15 protein-coding genes and 1 pseudogene are annotated in these 17501 nt (G+C 70.1%); 13 read left to right on the forward strand and 3 right to left on the reverse strand.

Annotation, left to right across the window (positions count from 1 at the left end; all coding sequences use genetic code 11):
* Positions 1-21: 21 nt before the first annotated feature.
* On the forward strand, positions 22-3834 hold the full coding sequence (locus H4W80_RS38335) for a LamG-like jellyroll fold domain-containing protein (RefSeq protein WP_192789525.1): 3813 nt from the start codon (positions 22-24) through the stop codon (positions 3832-3834).
* Here the strand turns inward: H4W80_RS38335 and H4W80_RS38340 are convergent.
* Positions 3831-4661 carry a glycosyltransferase family 2 protein gene (locus tag H4W80_RS38340; RefSeq protein ID WP_192789526.1) on the reverse strand — a complete coding sequence of 277 codons (831 nt, stop codon included), beginning with the start codon at positions 4659-4661 and terminating at the stop codon, positions 3831-3833. The two genes, H4W80_RS38335 and H4W80_RS38340, sit on opposite strands and share 4 nt — an antisense overlap.
* Positions 4655-5212: a dTDP-4-dehydrorhamnose 3,5-epimerase gene (rfbC, locus tag H4W80_RS38345; protein ID WP_192789527.1), complete on the reverse strand. Its 558-nt coding sequence runs from the start codon at positions 5210-5212 to the stop codon at positions 4655-4657. Before rfbC ends, H4W80_RS38340 begins: the two co-directional genes overlap by 7 nt.
* Here rfbC and H4W80_RS64730 point away from each other — a divergent pair.
* The 11 genes and pseudogenes from H4W80_RS64730 to H4W80_RS38395 all read left to right on the forward strand — a co-directional run.
* Positions 5211-5492: pseudogene (locus H4W80_RS64730) on the forward strand (class I SAM-dependent methyltransferase); the annotation flags it as partial. The gene rfbC and the pseudogene H4W80_RS64730 overlap by 2 nt on opposite strands.
* 84 nt (positions 5493-5576) lie before the next feature.
* A complete protein-coding gene (locus H4W80_RS38350) occupies positions 5577-6515 on the forward strand; it encodes a class I SAM-dependent methyltransferase (RefSeq protein WP_318787638.1) in 939 nt (312 codons plus the stop codon).
* Positions 6512-7291 (forward strand): sugar phosphate nucleotidyltransferase, encoded by a 780-nt coding sequence (locus H4W80_RS38355; RefSeq protein WP_192789529.1) that lies wholly within the window; start codon positions 6512-6514, stop codon positions 7289-7291. The genes H4W80_RS38350 and H4W80_RS38355 overlap by 4 nt, the downstream gene beginning before the upstream one ends.
* Positions 7288-7935: a PIG-L deacetylase family protein gene (locus H4W80_RS38360; protein WP_192789530.1), complete on the forward strand. Its 648-nt coding sequence runs from the start codon at positions 7288-7290 to the stop codon at positions 7933-7935. The genes H4W80_RS38355 and H4W80_RS38360 overlap by 4 nt, the downstream gene beginning before the upstream one ends.
* Positions 7935-8951, forward strand: coding sequence for an NAD-dependent epimerase/dehydratase family protein (locus H4W80_RS38365; RefSeq protein WP_192789531.1), 1017 nt, complete (start codon positions 7935-7937; stop codon positions 8949-8951). The genes H4W80_RS38360 and H4W80_RS38365 overlap by 1 nt, the downstream gene beginning before the upstream one ends.
* On the forward strand, positions 8948-10213 hold the full coding sequence (locus tag H4W80_RS38370) for a DUF4910 domain-containing protein (RefSeq protein WP_192789532.1): 1266 nt from the start codon (positions 8948-8950) through the stop codon (positions 10211-10213). The genes H4W80_RS38365 and H4W80_RS38370 overlap by 4 nt, the downstream gene beginning before the upstream one ends.
* Positions 10201-11190 carry a hypothetical protein gene (locus tag H4W80_RS38375; RefSeq protein ID WP_378525710.1) on the forward strand — a complete coding sequence of 330 codons (990 nt, stop codon included), beginning with the start codon at positions 10201-10203 and terminating at the stop codon, positions 11188-11190. Before H4W80_RS38370 ends, H4W80_RS38375 begins: the two co-directional genes overlap by 13 nt.
* Before the next feature lie 11 nt (positions 11191-11201).
* Entirely contained in the window at positions 11202-12677 is a 1476-nt protein-coding gene (locus H4W80_RS38380) for an oligosaccharide flippase family protein (protein ID WP_192789533.1), read from the forward strand.
* Positions 12678-12692: 15 nt separating this feature from the next.
* Positions 12693-13571 carry a glycosyltransferase family 2 protein gene (locus H4W80_RS38385; protein WP_192789534.1) on the forward strand — a complete coding sequence of 293 codons (879 nt, stop codon included), beginning with the start codon at positions 12693-12695 and terminating at the stop codon, positions 13569-13571.
* A gap of 7 nt (positions 13572-13578) precedes the next feature.
* Positions 13579-14400 (forward strand): class I SAM-dependent methyltransferase, encoded by an 822-nt coding sequence (locus H4W80_RS38390; RefSeq protein WP_192789535.1) that lies wholly within the window; start codon positions 13579-13581, stop codon positions 14398-14400.
* A gap of 130 nt (positions 14401-14530) precedes the next feature.
* The gene (locus tag H4W80_RS38395; protein ID WP_225963887.1) at positions 14531-15376 is read left to right on the forward strand and encodes a hypothetical protein; all 846 of its coding nucleotides are present in this window, start codon (positions 14531-14533) and stop codon (positions 15374-15376) included.
* On the opposite strand, the gene H4W80_RS38400 is transcribed toward H4W80_RS38395, so the two are convergent.
* Positions 15369-16493: an acyltransferase family protein gene (locus tag H4W80_RS38400; RefSeq protein WP_192789537.1), complete on the reverse strand. Its 1125-nt coding sequence runs from the start codon at positions 16491-16493 to the stop codon at positions 15369-15371. The two genes, H4W80_RS38395 and H4W80_RS38400, sit on opposite strands and share 8 nt — an antisense overlap.
* 233 nt (positions 16494-16726) lie before the next feature.
* Here H4W80_RS38400 and H4W80_RS38405 point away from each other — a divergent pair, with 233 nt between their 5' ends.
* Positions 16727-17494 (forward strand): hypothetical protein, encoded by a 768-nt coding sequence (locus tag H4W80_RS38405; protein WP_192789538.1) that lies wholly within the window; start codon positions 16727-16729, stop codon positions 17492-17494.
* Positions 17495-17501 lie beyond the last annotated feature (7 nt).

A 17501-nucleotide genomic window follows, 5' to 3' on the forward strand; every position in this document is an offset into this window, starting at 1 on the left:
TTTCGGCTCAAGGGGGTTCTCGTGTTGAGGCGGCTTCGCCATGCGCTCCTTTCCGTCCTGCTGCTCACCACCGGCCTGACGCTCATCGCGCCGTCCGCGGCGCAGGCGCTGCCGGGCAGCTTCCAGAGACAGGTCGTCTTCAGCGGACTGACCAACCCGACCAACATCGAGTTCGCCTCGGACGGCCGGGTGTTCGTCGCCGAGAAGAGCGGCCTGATCAAGGTCTTCGACTCGATCACCGACACCACGCCGGCGATCTACGCCGACCTGCGCACGCAGGTGCACAACTTCTGGGACCGCGGGCTGCTCGGCATGGCCCTGCACCCGAACTTCCCGGCCGACCCGCGCATCTACGTCCTGTACGCCTACGACGCGGTGCCCGGTGGCACCGCGCCGCGCTGGGGCACGGCGGGCGTGAGCGCCGACCCCTGCCCGACCCCGCCCGGCCCCACCGGGGACGGCTGCCTCATCACCGGGCGCTTATCCTCGCTGGCGCCCTCGGGCGGCTCGGTTGTCGAGACCCCGCTGATCACCGACTGGTGCCAGCAGCACCCCAGCCACTCCGTCGGCGACCTCAAGTTCGGCCCCGACGGCATGCTCTACGCCAGCGGCGGCGACGGTGCCAGCTTCAACTTCGCCGACTACGGCCAGGACAACCTGACCAGCTCCGACGTCACCCCGGACAACCCGTGCGGCGACCCGCCGTCGCCGGTCGGCACGGCGCTCACCCCGCCGGCCGCCGAGGGCGGCGCGCTGCGCTCGCAGGACCCGCGCACCGGCGGTGACCCCGCGGCACTCAACGGCACCGTCATCAGGATCAACCCGGACACCGGCGCGGCCGCCCCCGGCAACCCCAACGCCGGCAGCAGCGACCCCAACGTGGCCAGGATCATCGCCTACGGCCAGCGCAACCCGTTCCGCTTCACCATCCGGCCGGGCACCGGCGAGGTCTGGGCCGGTGAAGTCGGCTGGAACACGTGGGAGGAGATCAACCGGATCGCCGACCCCACCGGCCCGGTGAAGAACTTCGGCTGGCCCTGCTACGAGGGCGCCGCCAGGCAGGGCGGCTACGACAACCTCAACCTGACCCTCTGCGAGAACCTCTACGCGGAGGGCGCCGCGGCGCACGCCCAGCCGTACTTCGCCTGGAACCACGGCTCCAGGCCCGCGCCTAACGACCCGTGCCCGTCCGGCGGCTCCTCCTCCAGCGGCGTGGCCTTCTACAACGGCGGCCCCTACCCCGACGCCTACGACGGCGCGATGTTCTTCTCCGACTACAGCCGATCGTGCGTCTGGGTCATGACCAAGGGGGCGAACGGCCTGCCCGACCCGGCCACCATCACCGCGTTCGACTCGGGCATGCCCGCCGTGGAGCTGCAGACCGGCCCCGGCGGAGACCTCTTCGCGGTAGACTTCAGCAACGGGCAGGTCATCCGCTACCTCTACAACAACGCCCCGCCGAGCGCGGTCATCGGCGCTAGTGCCACCTCCGGCAGCGCGCCGCTCGCGGTGAACTTCACCTCCGCCGGATCGGCGGACGCCGACGGCGACCCGCTCACCTTCCGGTGGGACCTGGACGGCGACGGCGACTTCGACGACTCCACCTCCGCCACCCCGTCCTTCACCTACACCCAGCCGGGCTCCTACGTGGTGAAGCTGCGCGCCGACGACGGGCGCGGCGGCCTGGGGGATGCCACCGTCACGATCAACGTGAGCAACACGGCGCCGACCGCGACCATCAACTCCCCGTCGGCCGCCCTCACCTGGGCGGTCGGGGACACGATCGCGTTCTCCGGCACGGGCACGGACGCCCAGGACGGCACGATCCCGGGGGCGCGGATGTCCTGGAAGCTGATCATGCATCACTGCCCCGGCACCTGCCACGAGCACGAGATCACCACGTTCACCGGCGCGAGCGGGTCCTTCGCCGCCCCGGACCACGAATACCCCGCTCACCTGGAGCTCAGGCTGACCGTGACGGACGCGCACGGCCTCACCGACACCAAGAGCGTGACACTCCAGCCGAAGACGGTGAACCTGACCTTCCAGACCGCGCCCGCCGGGCTGCAGCTCGGCTTCAACAGCGAGCAGACCGTCGCCCCCTTCACCCGGACGGTGATCGTGGGCTCCCACAACTCGGTCTCCGCGCCCTCGCCGCAGAGCGCCGACGGCTTCAGCCACACGTTCACCTCCTGGTCCGACGGCGGCGCGGCCGGCCACAACCTCACCGCGCCCGCCACCGCGGCGACCTACACCGCGACCTACCAGCGCTCACAGGCGCCGGACGGCCTGGTGGCCGCCTACGCGATGGACGAGGGCGGCGGTACGGCCGTCGCCGACGCCTCGGGCAAGGGCAACAACGGCACGGCCGCGAACACCGCGTGGAGCGTGACCGGCAAGTACGGCCAGGCGCTGTCGTTCAACGGCACGTCGAGCTGGGTGACCGTGGCCGACTCCGCGTCGCTCCGGCTGACCGGCGGGATGACCCTGGAGGCGTGGGTACGGCCCACGAGCGTCTCCGGGTGGCGGACGGTGCTGATGAAGGAGTTCGGCGCCGACCTGGCCTACGCGATCATGGGCAGTGGCGGCAGTGGCCCGGCGGCGTTCATCTACACGTCGTCGGGGGCCAATGCTCCGGCGGCGAGCAATCTCCCGTTGAACACCTGGAGTCATGTGGCGGCGACCTATGACGGGTCGACGTTGCGGATGTTCGTGAACGGCACGCAGGTGGCCACGAACCCGACGGGTGGCAACCTGCGTACCGGGACGAGCCCGTTGCGGATCGGCGGCAACAGCGGCTCCGGTGAGTACTTCAGCGGTCTCATCGACGAGGTCCGCGTCTACAACAAGGCGCTCACCGCGGCACAGATCACCACCGACATGAACACCCCCGTCGGCCAGCAGGGACCGCCCGACACCCAGGCGCCCACCGCGCCGGGCTCACTGGCGGCGACCGGCGGGCCGGGCAGCGCCCAGCTGACCTGGGCGGCCTCGACCGACAACGTGGGGGTGACCGGGTACACCGTCCACAGGTCCGCCACCGCCGGGTTCACCCCGTCCGGCGCCAACCAGGTGGGCTCGACCGCGAGCACCTCGTTCACCGACGCGGGCGTCGCGGCGGGCACGTACTACTACCGCGTCGTGGCCTTCGACGGGTCCAGCAACACCAGCCCGCCGTCCGGCGAGGCGTCGGCCGTCGTGACCCAGCCGCCCACGGTCAGCGGGCTGGTGGCCGCCTACGGGATGAACGCGGGCAACGGCACCGCCGTCGCCGACGCCTCCGGCAACGGCAACCACGGCACGGCCACCGCGGCGACCTGGTCGGCCGGCAAGTACGGCCAGGCGCTGTCGTTCAACGGCACGTCGAGCTGGGTGACGGTGGCCGACTCCGCGTCGCTCCGGCTGACCGGCGGGATGACGGTGGAGGCGTGGGTGCGGCCGGACAACGTCTCGGGGTGGCGGACGGTGCTGATGAAGGAGTTCGGCGCCGACCTGGCCTACGCGATCATGGGCAGCGGGAGCAGCGGCCCGGGGGCCTTCATCTACACCTCGTCGGGGGCCAACGCTCCGGCGGCGAGCAATCTCCCGTTGAACACCTGGAGTCATGTGGCGGCGACCTATGACGGCTCGACGTTGCGGATGTTCGTGAACGGCACGCAGGTGGCCACCAATCCGACCGGTGGCAACCTGCGTACCGGGACGAGTCCGCTGCGGATCGGCGGCAACAGCGGTTCGGGTGAGTACTTCAGCGGCCTCATCGACGAGGTCCGCGTCTACAACAAGGCACTCACCGCGGCCGAGATCACCGCCGACATGAACACGCCGGTCGGCTAATCCCGGCTGCTCTCGTCACGCAGCCAGGTGGTGTAGTCGCCCGCGCGGACCGCGCGGGCGGCTCGCCGCCTGGCCAGCACTGCCACCATGACGAAGACGACCGCCGCGCCCACCAGGCGCGGGTCCCCGGCCACGATGGCCAGCAGGTCCCGCAGGCCCGTGCGCTCCCCGGCCGTGGCCGAGGTCTGCTCCAGCTCGCTCACGCTGGTCGTGGCCCGCACCCGGCGGCGCATCAGGTCGGCGACGGTACGCGGGGTCTGGATCACCGCCCGCGCGCCGGCCACGATCACGCGCTCGTCCGGCGAGAACGCCAGCGACGCGGCCAGATCGTCGGCCATCGCCGGCGGCAGGGCGCGGATCCGCGCGTTGCCCGCGTCGTTCACCGCGATGACGCCCCGGCCGAACAGCCCGGCGCGCACGTGCGGCAGCCGCGTCCAGATCGCGTAGTAGGCCCGGATCGGCCACGGGCGACCGGCCAGCGCCAGCTCCCGCTCGGGCGCGGCGGCGAGCGGCCCGTCCGGCGCGGCCAGCACCTCGGCCAGCGCGCGGACGGAGGCGGTGCTCAGCTCGATGTCGGCGTCCACGTACAGCCGGGGATACCCGCGTGCCGCCTCGTCGCCCAGCCGCAGCGCCTCGCGCTTGGAGGGGACCGGCGTCGACAGGACGCGGACGTCGTACGGCTGCGCCGCGGCGGCCGTGCCGTCGGTGCAGCCGTTGGCCACCACGACGACGTCGAACTCGCCGGGCGCGGCCTCCCGGAGGAGGCCGTCCAGCAGGCGGCCGATCACCTTGGCCTCGTTGTGGGCCGGTATCACGACGCTCACCACGAGGGGAGTATCCCTGCTTCCTGAGCCTGCTTGAGCGTGGGCGCCGCGGCGTCCTTGGCCGACAGGACGGGCTCCCCGTCGAGCGGCCATTCGATGCCGAGATCCGGGTCCAGCGGGTGGACGCCGTGCTCGCGCGCCGGGTCGTAGGTGGTGGAGCAGAGGTAGAGGACGGTGGCCGACTCGCTGAGCGCCATGAAGGCGTGCCCCAGGCCCTCGGAGAGGTAGACCCCGCAGCGCGAGACGTCGTTCAGCCGCACCGCCTCCCACTGGCCGAAGGTGGGCGAGCCGACGCGCACGTCCACGACGACGTCCAGCACCTCGCCGGAGACGCACATGACGTATTTGGCCTGGCCCGGCGGGACGTCGGCGAAGTGGACGCCGCGCAGCACGCCGCGTCTGGAGACCGAACAGTTCACCTGCGCGAGGTCCATCGATTGCCCCAGCGCCTCCCGCAGGTCGGCGGCGCGGAAACTTTCCAGGAAGTCGCCCCGCGGATCGCTGTGGATGCGGGGGGTGTAGACAAGTGCTCCACTGATGCTCAGGTGCTTCATGAAGATACTTGTAACACTCCTTGGCGCCCCGCCGAAGTACGGAAGTGGGTTTGCCATAGGGGGAAATCTTGTCATTTTCGGGTGGGGCCCATTGTTGAGGACATCGTGCCGGCTATGTGGTTCGGCCGACCTGGTCGGTGTGGTGGATCTCGGGGCGACTCCGCCCTGTGAGCTCTTCCTCACCGCGGAACAGCTCGACGAGCCCGAGCTCACTTATCCACTTCACCTTCGGGTCTGCACCAGTTGCTGGCTGGCGCAGATACCGCCGCTCATCACACCGGAAGAAACTTTCACCGAATACGCCTACTTTGCCTCTTATTCCGCCTCATGGGTGGAACACGCACGGCAGTTCGTCGACTCCGCTGTGGAACGTTTGAAGCCGTCGTTCGTGGCCGAGGTGGCCAGCAACGACGGCTACCTGTTGCAGCACGTCGTCGAGCGCGGCATCAGGTGCCTGGGCATCGAGCCGTCGGCCAATGTGGGACAGGCGGCCAAGGACAAGGGCGTGCCGACGCTCACCGCGTTCCTGACGCCGGAGACGGGCGCCGCGGTGCGGGCCGAGCACGGGCCGGCCGACCTGGTCGTGGCCAACAACGTCTACGCGCACATCCCCGACGTGGTCGGCTTCACCGAGGGCCTGCGCGCCCTGGTGGCCGACGACGGGTGGGTGTCGATCGAGGTCCAGCACCTGCTGACGCTCATGGAGCTGAACCAGTACGACACGATCTATCACGAGCACTTCCAGTACTACACGGTCGCCTCCGCGCAGCGGGCGCTGGCCTCCGGCGGGCTGACGCTGGTGGACGTCGAGCTGCTGCCCACCCACGGCGGATCCATCCGGCTGTGGGCCCGGCCGTCGGGGAGCCCGTCCGACCGGGTGCTCGACGTGCTCGCGCGGGAGAAGGCGGCCGGACTCCATGACCTGTCCGGCTACGCCGGGTTCGCCGACCGGGTCGCACGCGTCCGCCGCGACCTGCTCCGCTTCCTGATCGACGCCGCGGAAGAAGGCAGGACGGTCGTCGGCTACGGCGCGCCGGGAAAGGGCAACACGCTCCTCAACCACTGCGGCATCCGCCAGGACCTGCTGGCCTACACGGTTGACCGCAACCCCTACAAGCACGGCAGATTCACTCCGGGCACCCGGATCCCCATCGCCGCTCCGGAGCGCATCGCCCGAGATCGCCCGGACTATGTGCTGGTCCTGCCGTGGAACCTGCGCGAAGAGCTCACCGCTCAGCTCTCCTATGTGCACGAATGGGGAGGCCGGCTGGTCTTCCCGATCCCACACCTGGAGGTCGTGTGAAGGTTGTCCTGTTCTGTGGAGGCTTCGGCACGCGCATGCGAACGGGCGTGCCGGGCGAGGTGCCCAAGCCCATGGCGCTCGTCGGCCCGCGGCCGCTGCTCTGGCACGTCATGCGGTACTACGCGCACTTCGGGCACAAGGAGTTCATCCTGTGCCTGGGCTACGGCGCCCACCACATCAAGGACTTCTTCCTCGGCTACCAGGAAGCCACGTCCAACGACTTCGTCTTACGCGGCGGCAAGGTCGAGCTGCTGTCGAGCGACATCTCCGACTGGTCCATCTCGTTCGTGCAGACCGGGACCAACTCCCCGATCGGCGAACGGCTGCGCCGCGTCCGTCACCACCTGGACGGCGACGAGGTGTTCCTGGCGAACTACGCGGACGTGCTCACCGACGCGCCGCTGCCCGACATCGTCGACCGCTTCGTCGAGTCGGGCGCGGCCGCCTCGATGATGGTCGTGCCGCCGTCCCAGACCTTCCACTGCGTGGACGTGGGCGAGAACGGCCTGATCGGCGGCATCTCGCCGGTCAGCGAGATGCCGGTGTGGGTCAACGGCGGCTACTTCGTGCTGACCCAGGAGGTCTTCGAGCACATCCCGGAGAACGGCGACCTGGTCGCCGACGGCTGCGTGGAGCTGGCCAAGCGCGGACGCCTGCTGGCCTACCCGCACCGCGGCTACTGGCGGCCGACCGACACCGTGAACCAGCGGATGGAGCTGGACGAGGCCTACTCCCGGGGCGAGCGCCCGTGGGCCCTTTGGGAACGGTCCCGGTGATCGGCCTGCGCGCGGGGCGGCTCGACGGCGTCGTGGCGCTCGCCGCGCACTGTGACGACCTGGCGATCGGAGCGGGCGGCAGCCTGCTGACCGTCTGCGCCGCCCGCCCCGGCCTCCGCGTGGACGCGCTGGTGCTGTCCGGCGGCGGCACCGAGCGCGAGGACGAGGAGCGCGCGGCGCTGGCGGACTTCTGCCCGGGCGCGGACCTGCGCGTCACCGTGCTGAAGCTGCCCGACGGCTACCTGCCGGCCAGGTGGGAGGAGGCCAAGGCCGCGGTGGAGGAGCTGCGCGCCCGTACCGACCCCGGCCTGATCTTCGCGCCCTGGCGCGGCGACGCCCACCAGGACCACCGCGGGCTGGCCAAGCTGGTGCCCACGGCCTTCCGCGACCACCTGACGCTCGGCTACGAGATCGTCAAATGGGACGGCGACCTCGCCGCGCCCGCCGTTTTCCAGCCGCTGACGGAGGAGGTGGCGGAGCTGAAGGTCGATCTGCTCCAGCACCACTACGCCTCCCAGCGGCACCGGCCCTGGTACGACCGCGAGGCGTTCCTGGGCCTGGCCCGCATCCGCGGCATCGAGTGCCATGCGCGCTATGCCGAGGCGTTCCACGTTGCCAAGCTCATCGTCGATCTGGAGAACTGATGCGGGTACTTCTCACCGGCCACCAGGGCTACCTGGGCAGCGTGATGGCCCCCATGCTGGCCGAGGCCGGGCACGAGGTGGCCGGCCTGGACTCCGGCCTGTTCGCCGACTGCCTGCTCGGCCCCGCGCCCGACGCGGTCGAGACGCACGCGGTGGACCTGCGTGACGCGGGTCCCGAGCACGTGGCGGGATTCGACGCGGTGATCCATCTGGCCGCGCTGTCCAACGACCCGCTCGGCGCGCTCGCGCCCGGCCTGACCTACGACATCAACCACCACGCCTCGGTCCGGCTGGCCAGGCTGGCCAAGGAGGCGGGCGTGCGCCGCTTCCTGTACGCCTCCACCTGCTCGGTCTACGGCGCGTCCGGCGGCGAGGAACTGCTGGCCGAGGACGCGCCGCTGCGGCCGGTGACGCCGTACGCCGAGTCCAAGGTGCGGGTCGAGGACGACCTGATCACGCTGGCCGACGACGACTTCACGCCGGTGTTCCTGCGCAACGCCACCGCCTTCGGGTTCTCCCCGAGGCTGCGCGCCGACATCGTGCTGAACAACCTGGTGGGCCACGCGCACCTGACCGGCGAGGTCCGGGTGCTGTCCGACGGCACGCCCTGGCGCCCGCTGGTCCACGCCAGGGACATCGCCGACGCCTTCGCCGCCGCCCTCGTCGCGCCCCGCGAAGCCGTACACGCGACGGCCTTCAACGTGGGCACCGAGGTCAACAACGTGACCGTCGCCGAGATCGCGGCCGAGGTCGTCGCCGCGGTGCCCGGATCGACGCTGACCATCACCGGAGAGACGGGATCCGATCCCCGCTCCTACCGCGTCGACTTCTCGCGGATCAGGGCCGCGCTGGGCTACGAGGCGCGCTGGACGGTCAAGGCGGGCGCGGTGGAGCTGATCGACGCCTACCGCGAGCACGGCCTGACGAAGCAGGACTTCGAGCGCCGCTTCACCAGGCTGGCCCGGCTCGCCGACCGGCGCGAGGCCGGCACCGTCGACGACACCCTGCGGCCATGACCGGCGAGGAGATGCACGACCTGGTACGGCGGCTCTACCCGCTGTGCCGCAGCATCACCGGCGACGGGCTGCGGCGGACCCTGGAGATCATCGGCGAGTCGATCCCGCTGGAGATCACCCAGGTGCCGACCGGGACCAAGGTCCTCGACTGGACGATCCCCCGGGAGTGGAACATCCGCGACGCCTACATCAAGGACGCCGCGGGCCACAGGGTGGTCGACTTCCAGGACTCCAACCTGCACGTCGTGGGGTACAGCGTGCCGGTCGAGGCCACGATGTCCCTGGAGGAGCTGCGCGGGCACCTGCACACCCTGCCCGAGCAGCCGGACCTGATCCCGTACCGGACCAGCTACTACGCCGAGACCTGGGGCTTCTGCCTGAGCCAGGACACCCTGGACGGCATGGCCGGCGGCCCGTACGAGGTCAAAATCGACTCCACGCTGGCCGACGGGCACCTGACCTACGGCGAGCACGTGGTCCGCGGCAGCAGCTCCGAGGAGGTGCTGATCTCCTGCCACGTCTGTCATCCCTCGCTGGCCAACGACAACCTGGCGGGCGTGGCGGTGGCCGTCGCCCTGGCGCAGCGGCTGTCCGACCCCTGGTACACCTACCGGTTCATCTTCGCGCCCGGCACCATCGGCGCGATCACCTGGCTCGCCCTGAACCGGGAGCGCACCGACCGGATCAGGCACGGCGTGACGCTGGCCTGCGCGGGGGACAGCGGCACGATCACCTACAAGCGCAGCAGGCGCGGCGACGCCGAGATCGACCAGGTCTTCGCGCACGTGCTGAAGGACCGGCCGCACACCGTCCTGGACTTCTCACCGTACGGCTACGACGAGCGGCAGTACTGCTCGCCGGGGTTCAACCTCGCCGTCGGCTCGCTGACCAGGACGCCGTACAGCGGATACCCGGAATATCACACCTCGGCCGACAATCCCGACTTCGTGCTTCCCGAGGCGATGGAGGACACCCTTGAGACGCTGTGGACGGCCGTGCGGGTTCTGGAGGGCAACCGCCGCTACCAGAACCTCAGCCCGTACGGCGAGCCCCAGCTCGGGGCCCGGGGCCTGTACGGGTCACTCGGCGGGCGCAGTGACACGAAGCAAGCGCAGATGGCGATGTTGTGGGTGTTGAGCCTTTCCGACGGGCTGAACAGTCTCCTGGACATCGCGGAACGGTCGAACCTGCCGTTCCAGGCAATAGCGGACGCGGCTCACGCCCTGCAGAACGCGGGCCTGGTGAAGGAGTGGATGGGTTGAACCTGGCGCTGAAAGTCGGCGACGCGGTCGAGGTCCTCAGCGCTGAGGAGATCCTCGCCACGCTCGATGACAAGGGAGAGCTGGACAGCCTCCCTTTCATGCCGGAGATGCTGCGGTACTGCGGCCGGCGGCTCACCGTTCACAAGGTGGCCAACAAGCTCTGCGACACGATGACCAGGACCGGGATGCGGCGCATGGAGGACGCCGTCCATCTGACGGGCTCCCGCTGCGACGGCTCCGCCCACGGCGGCTGCCAGACCGCCTGCCTGCTCTACTGGAAGACCGCCTGGCTCAAGCGGGTGGACGGGCCGCCCACCTCGGATCCGGCCATCCGCCCCGAGCGGCCGCTGCTGCCGGTCCTGGAGGTCAACACCCGGAGGGAGCCGGGGCCTGAGGGCGAGGAACGCTTCCGCTGCCAGGCCACGGAGCTGCTGCGCGCCGCCCCGGAACAGCTCCCGTTCCGTGACATGAGGCAGTACGTCACCGACATCCAGGTGGGCAACGCCGGGGTCGGCTCGACCCTGCGCACGCTCCTGTTCGGGCTGTTCAACCGCTACCAGCGCCTGTCCAGGAAGTTCCCGAAGTGGCTGCGCATCAAGGGCGGCCTGGCCTGGGGCTTCGTACGGCCGGGCCCGCACACCGGCCGCACGCCGACGGGCACCACCGACCTCCAGCCGGGCGAGCTGGTGCGGATCAAGTCCAGGGACGAGATCATCGCCACGCTGAACACCAAGGGGTTCAACCGCGGGCTGGGCTTCGAGGAGGACATGGCGCGTTCGTGCGGCCGCGTCGCCCGCGTGAGCGCCCGCGTCGAGCGCTGCATCGACGAGAAGACGGGCGAGATGCTGGAGATGAAGAACCCCTGCATCGCGCTCGAAGGCATCATCTGCGACGGCGTCTACAAGTCCAACTGCCCCCGCGCGTTCGTCCCGTTCTGGCGGGAGATCTGGCTGGAGCGGATCAGCGAGCCTAGCTAGGGAAGGCCGGCATGGCAGAGCAACCGGGCCCGGACATCAGTGACATCGGGCGTAAAGCGGGCCGAGGGGCCGTGTGGAGTTTTCTCGGCACACTGGTCACCCGCGCGGGCTCGTTCATCCTCGGCCTGATCCTGGCCAGGCTCCTCGCACCGGAGGACTTCGGCATCTACGCCGTCGCGCTCGCGGCCACCCAGTTCGTCATGGTGGTCAAGGACGTCGGCGTCATGTCGGCCGTCGTGCAGTGGCGCGGGCGGCTGGAGGACATCGCGCCCACGGCGACGACCCTGACCATGATCTCCGCACTGGGCCTGTACGGGATCTTCTGGGTCGGGGCGCCGTACTTCTCGGCGCTGGCGGGCAGCGCGGAGGCCACGTCCGTGGTGCGCATCCTCACCGCGGTCATCCTGGTCGAGGCGGTCACCGCGGTGCGCAGCGCTGCCCTGTTGCGCTGGTTCCGCACGGGCAAGAACGCCAAGGCGGTCCTCGCCGGCTTCCTGGTCAACGCCCCCGTGGCGATCGTCCTGGCGGTCAACGGGGCGGGCGCCTACAGCTTCGCCTGGGGGCAGCTCGCGGGCGCCGTGGTCACCGGCGTCTTCATGCTGCTCTACGCGCGCCTGCCCTACCGGTTCGGGTTCGACCGGCAGATCGCGGCCAAGCTGCTGCGGTTCGGCATCCCCTCGGCGGCGGGGATCGCGCTGGAGATCATGCTGCTCAACGTGGGCTACATCATCGTCGGCAACATCATGGGCGACGCGTGGCTGGGCTTCTACCTGATGGCCTTCAACGTGTCGAGCTGGGTGCCCGGCATCATCGGCAGCGCCATCCGCATGGTGTCGATCGCCGGCTTCTCCCGGTTGGCCGAGCGCGACGAGGAGTCCCTGTCGCTCGGCGTGCAGCGGACCGTGCCGCTGCTCATCGCCATGGTGCTGCCGCTGGCCGTCTTCATGGCGCTGCTCGCGCACCCGTTGATCATCTTCATCTACGGCCCGAAGTGGGAGCTGGCCGCCGGCGTGCTGCGGTTCCTGGCGGTCCTGATGGTGGTGCGCATGCTCACCTCCTTCGCCCTCGACATCCTGAACGGGCAGGGCGCCACCCGCTCGACGGTCTGGATGAACCTCGGGCACGCGGCGGCGATGATCCCGGCGGTCATCGTCGGCACGCATCTCGACGGCATCCGCGGCGCCGCGGTCGGGCAGGCGGCCGCCGCCGTGTTAGTCGCCCTCCCGCTCGCCGTGCTCGCCGTGCAGCGGGCCGGGGTCCGGCTCGCCCCGGCCCTGCCGGGTCTCGTCCGCCCGGCGGCGGGAGCGCTGGTGTGCGCGGCCGTCATGCTGGGCCTCGCGCTGCTGACCCAGGGGAGCCCCCTGGTCCAGCTCATCGTGGCGGGCGGTGGCGGCCTGCTGGCCTACGTGCTGGTCGTGGTGACCCGCGACCAGTTCCACATTGTGAGCGATCGCCTGGTGCGGCTGCTTCCCGCCCGCGCGCGATGACCTCGAGGAGAAGCGATGCTGGTGTCCATCGGAATCCCGGTCCGCAACGGTGCGGACCGCCTGGAGGCGGCCGTGCGCTCGGCGCTCGCCCAGGACCACGCCGAGATCGAGGTGGTGATCTCGGACAACGCCTCCACCGACGGCACGGAGGAGCTCTGCCGTGAGCTGGCCAGGCAGGACGGCCGCATCGCCTACTACCGGCAGCCGCGCGACCTGCACGTGGTGGGGAACTTCGTGGAGGTGTTACGGCGGGCGCGGGGGGAGTTCTTCCGCTGGATGGGCGACGACGACCTGCTCGAACCGCGCTACGTCTCGCGGACCCTGGAGCCGTTCCTGGCCGATGAGCGGCTCATCCTGGTCACCTCGGACGTCAGCTACACCGGGGCGGACGGGACGGTCCACCAGCCCCGCTACCGCGGCACCCAGATGCTCTCCGACGACCCCATCGACCGCCTGGACGAGCTGTGGGACGTCGTCACCACCCAGCACCACGGGCTCGACCCCCTCTACGGCCTGATGCGGCGGGAGCAGGTGGCAGCCGTGCCCCGGCCGCTGATGATCCGCGAGGACGAGGTCTACGCCACCATGCTCGCGCTGACCGCGCCCTGGGGTCACGTGCCGGAGACGCTCGCCCACCGCAACCTGCGCGAGCGGCGCCTGCCCGGGATCGCCGCGGCGCTCGGCGTGCCGGCCTGGACCGCGCATTTCGCCACCACGCTGCAGTTCCGGGCGATGTACCGAGCCGTGCGGCTCATGGAGCTGTCCACGGAGCAACGCAACCGTGCCCACGCCGTGCTGCTGCGTACCTACTACCGCCGGCAGCACCAGATGCTGACGCACCGCAGCCGCAAACTCGCCGGGTTGGCCGCCCGACTCGTCTCCTCGAAAGGGTGATCTCCTCGTGTTGATCCGCATCGTGCGGCTGCTCATGCAGCCGGGCCGGATCCTGCTGGCCGCCATGCGGCGCCTGCCGTTCGGCTCGTACGAGCTGCGCTGCTCGCTCGACCTCTACCCGAGGCCGCACTACGCCTACGGCGTGCAGCAGGCGGCCGAGCTGGCCAGGCGCCTCGGCGTCGGCCGGATCAGCGTGGTCGAGTTCGGTGTCGCGGGCGGCGCGGGCATGGTGGAGCTCAACCGCATGGCGGCGCTGGCGTCGGCCGCGTCGGGCGTGAAGATCGACGTCTACGGCTTCGACACCGGCGCCGGGCTGCCCAAACCCACCGACTACCGGGACCTGCCCTACATCTGGCGCGAGGGCGACTTCGTCATGGACGTCGACGCCCTGCGGGCCCGGCTGGGAGAGGCGAGCCTGATCCTGGGCAACATCGAGGACACGGTCGGCGAGTTCCTCGACGGCGAGCGTCCGGCGCCGATCGGGTTCGTCTCCATCGACGTGGACTTCTACTCCTCGACCGCCGCGGCGCTGCGGCTGTTCAAGGGCGACCACAAGTACTTCCTGCCCCGCGTGTTCTGCTACCTCGACGACACGGTCGGCGACGACGACCAGATCATCCACAACGACTTCGTCGGCGAGCTCAGCGCGATCCGGGAGTTCAACGAGGAGAACGAGTTGATGAAGCTGGCGCCGATCAACGGGCTGCGGCACAAGCGCCCGGTTCCCGCCCCCTGGAACGACAACATCCAGGCGCTGCACCGCTTCGACCACCCCGACTATTCGGTCTACGTGGGCAGGCCGGACACGCAGACACAGTTGCCTCTGTAACCCCTCCGACTCCCTGTAACGAAGATGCGGGCCAAGGCGAGAGAAGGGAAAAGAACCACGCGAGGGGGAAAATCTCGCTATGTCCGTTTTATTGGCAAATAGCCGAATCAACGATGATGTCCGGCGCAAAATGCTGTTCCAGGGAGACCTCTTCCTCTACTCCGCGACGCCTGCCTCGACCAAGCTGATCGAGTTCGCCCGCGAGTTGATCGAGGAGGCGTTCGAGGGCCGCGACCCCCAGACCGCCCAGCACGAGATGCCGGTGGAGGAGTTCGCGGCACTGCTCGCGGACCTCAAGCCGCGCTTCATCCACCACCCCACCAGCAAGAAGCTCCTCGTCACCCTGCTCGACGAGCTGGGCATGGCGCTGGACAAGACCTACTTCGACGTGCCGAGGCTGCGCACCTCCACCGCGGACCACTACCTCGACTCCGGCATCTCCTACGCCTACCACGCTCATCGCGACTGCTGGTACGCCGCGCCGTTCTGCCAGGTCAACTGGTGGATCCCGATCTACGAGGTGGTCCCGGAGAACGTCTTCGCCCTGCACCCGCAGTACTTCGACCGCCCCGTGCGCAACGGCAGCGGCCGCTACGACTACGCGGAGTGGACCGCCGTGAGCCGGCCCACGGCCGCCCAGCACATCTACACCGACACCCGGGAGCAGCCCAAGCCGGAGGAGGCGCTCGACCTCGAAACCGAGCTCCGGCTGGTGCCGGAGCCGGGCGGCATGCTGCTGTTCTCCGGGGCGCACCTGCACTCCACCGTCACCAACACCTCCGGCAGGACCCGCTTCAGCATCGACTTCCGCACCGTCCACATCGACGACGTCCGCTCCCGCGCGGCGGCGCCCAACGTGGACGCCGCCTGCCGCGGCACCACCCTGCGCGACTTCTACCGGGCCGACGACCTGACGCGCATCCCGGAGGAGCTCGCGGCGGCGTACGAGGCCGAGGCGCTGGCCAAGCTCACCTGACCAACCGCGCGCGTACGGCGTCGCGCAGGCCCCTCCAGCTCCGGTGCCGCTGGAAGGGCAACTCGAAGACCGAGGCGAACAACCACGCCGTCCCCACGCTCACCGGCACTGCCAGGGCGAGCGTGAGGAGAAAGGCAGGCATGCCCGGTGGCACGTGCGGAGCCACGACCAGCCGGTTGATCATGACGACGAGCGGCGAGTGGATCAGGTAGAGGCTGTAGGAGAAGGAGCCCAGCCGCCGGAGCGGACGCGTGTCGAGCAGCCGTACCAGCCAGACCGGTTTGCCCGTCGCCACGCCCGTCAGCAACAACCCGGCGGCCGGGCCGACCGCGAGATCCACCCAGAAGAAGTTGGCGACCACCCAGACCGGCCCGGCGACCACGATCAGCAGGAGCACCGGGACCGCGGCCGCCGCCGCGAACCAGTGCCAGGGCAGGCGCTCCGTACGCTCCTGCGCGCGCACGACGCCGGCGCAGACCGTGCCCATGGCGAAGAGCGCGGCGAACTGCGGGGTCAGCCGCATCAGCAGGTCCACGGCCGGCACGGAGGGCGCCAGCGCCCCCACCGCCACGACGATCAGGGTCACCGCGCCGAGCATCACCGCCGCGCCCAGCTTGCGCAGGACCAGCAGCATCAGCGGGAACACCAGGTAGAGCTGCGCCTCGACGGCGATCGACCACAGGGCCCCGTTGGGGCTGGGGGAGCCGAAGACGTCCTGCAGGAGGAGCCCGTAGATGACGACCGAGTGCCCGGTGGGCGGCTGCTGACCGGGCTGCGGGATGACCGCCCACGCGATCACCAGGCTGAACGCCAGCGCCGCCCAGTAGGGCGGCAGGATGCGCCAGGCGCGGCGGTTGAGGAACGTGGGGATGCCGCCCAGCTGCCAGCCGGACCGGGCGGGCGAGATCGCCAGCGAGAAGCCGGACAGCACGATGAACACCACGACCGCGAAGTGGCCGTAGAGCAGCCATCCCGTCCACCAGGGCGCGTCGTTGACCGGGAACCCGGGGAAGGACAGGAGCCAGCAATGGTGAAGGACGACGAACAACGCCGCCAGCCCCCGTAAGCCGTCGAGCCCGGCCAGCCTGCGCCGCGTCGCCGGACGCTCTACCGTCATCCCCACCGAAGCCCCCGTCGCCGTAGTCGGTAGGTCTATCGCTCCGGCTACGCGCGGTGTAACCGTTCTACGGAGATGTAACGTCTGGCCGCGAATGGGCGATGGTCCGCTATAGAGCAAGCATTGCTGATGCGGGGGAACGTACCAAAATGGAGTTCTGGAAGGCGATCCTTGGTCTTCTCCGCCGAGTTCTCATAGGCCCGCCACTGGTCTGTCTCTCGATCCTGGTGGGCGTGGTGGTGTACGCGGTCATTCCGGCGCACTACACGACGGACGTCTCCCTGGTGCTGGCCACCCCGGTGAACGGGGGCACCGTCCCCTCCGACAGGACCAAGCAGGGACTCACCAACCCCTTCCTCTCCTTCAACGACGCCCTGAAGACCGGGGCGAGCATCGTCATCCTGTCGATGAACACGCAGGACGTCTGGACGCAGCTCGGCGCGCCCAAGGACGGCCCGACGGAGATCACGATCGACGACGGGCGCTCCAACCCCAACGTCCTGGACATCAACGGTCCCTACATCTACATCAGGGTCGACAGCGAGTCCCCGCGGCAGGCCACGGCCGTGCTGATGGCGGCGCGCGAGCGCGTGGCGACCGAGCTGTTCAAATGGCAGAAGGCGCTCGGCGCTCCGCCGAACACCTTCATCACCTCCACCGACATCGTGCCGCCGTCCACCCCCGAGGCCGACTACAGCGTGAACTGGCAGGGGGGGATCGGCGGCGCCGTGCTCTGCCTGTTCCTGGGCCTCGGCATCGCCTACGGCGTGGTGACCAGGCGCGCCCCCAAGCAGCCGGAGCCCCCGGCGCCCCCGGCGCCTCCGGCGGTCCCGGTGGCCGCTCCTATCGCGGCCCCGGAGCCGGTCGAAGCGCCGGAGCCGGTGCCCGTGGACCTCGACGAGGACAGCTCCTCCACCATGGAGTTCCCGGCCTATCGCGGCGAGTCTCTCTCGCCCGTGCCCTGGCCCGGCAAGGCCGCCCAGGACAACGGCGAGGGATGAGGCCCGC

The sequence above is a fragment of the Nonomuraea angiospora genome, from assembly GCF_014873145.1.
Classification (GTDB): domain Bacteria; phylum Actinomycetota; class Actinomycetes; order Streptosporangiales; family Streptosporangiaceae; genus Nonomuraea; species Nonomuraea angiospora.

Coding starts and splice junctions, on each gene's coding strand:
- rfbC (WP_192789527.1), bottom strand. CDS start 5,212: ATGAAGCACCTGAGCATCAGTGGAGCACTTGTCTACACCCCCCGCATC.
- H4W80_RS38365 (WP_192789531.1), top strand. CDS start 7,935: ATGCGGGTACTTCTCACCGGCCACCAGGGCTACCTGGGCAGCGTGATG.
- H4W80_RS38370 (WP_192789532.1), top strand. CDS start 8,948: ATGACCGGCGAGGAGATGCACGACCTGGTACGGCGGCTCTACCCGCTG.
- H4W80_RS38380 (WP_192789533.1), top strand. CDS start 11,202: ATGGCAGAGCAACCGGGCCCGGACATCAGTGACATCGGGCGTAAAGCG.
- H4W80_RS38385 (WP_192789534.1), top strand. CDS start 12,693: ATGCTGGTGTCCATCGGAATCCCGGTCCGCAACGGTGCGGACCGCCTG.
- H4W80_RS38395 (WP_225963887.1), top strand. CDS start 14,531: ATGCTGTTCCAGGGAGACCTCTTCCTCTACTCCGCGACGCCTGCCTCG.
- H4W80_RS38400 (WP_192789537.1), bottom strand. CDS start 16,493: ATGACGGTAGAGCGTCCGGCGACGCGGCGCAGGCTGGCCGGGCTCGAC.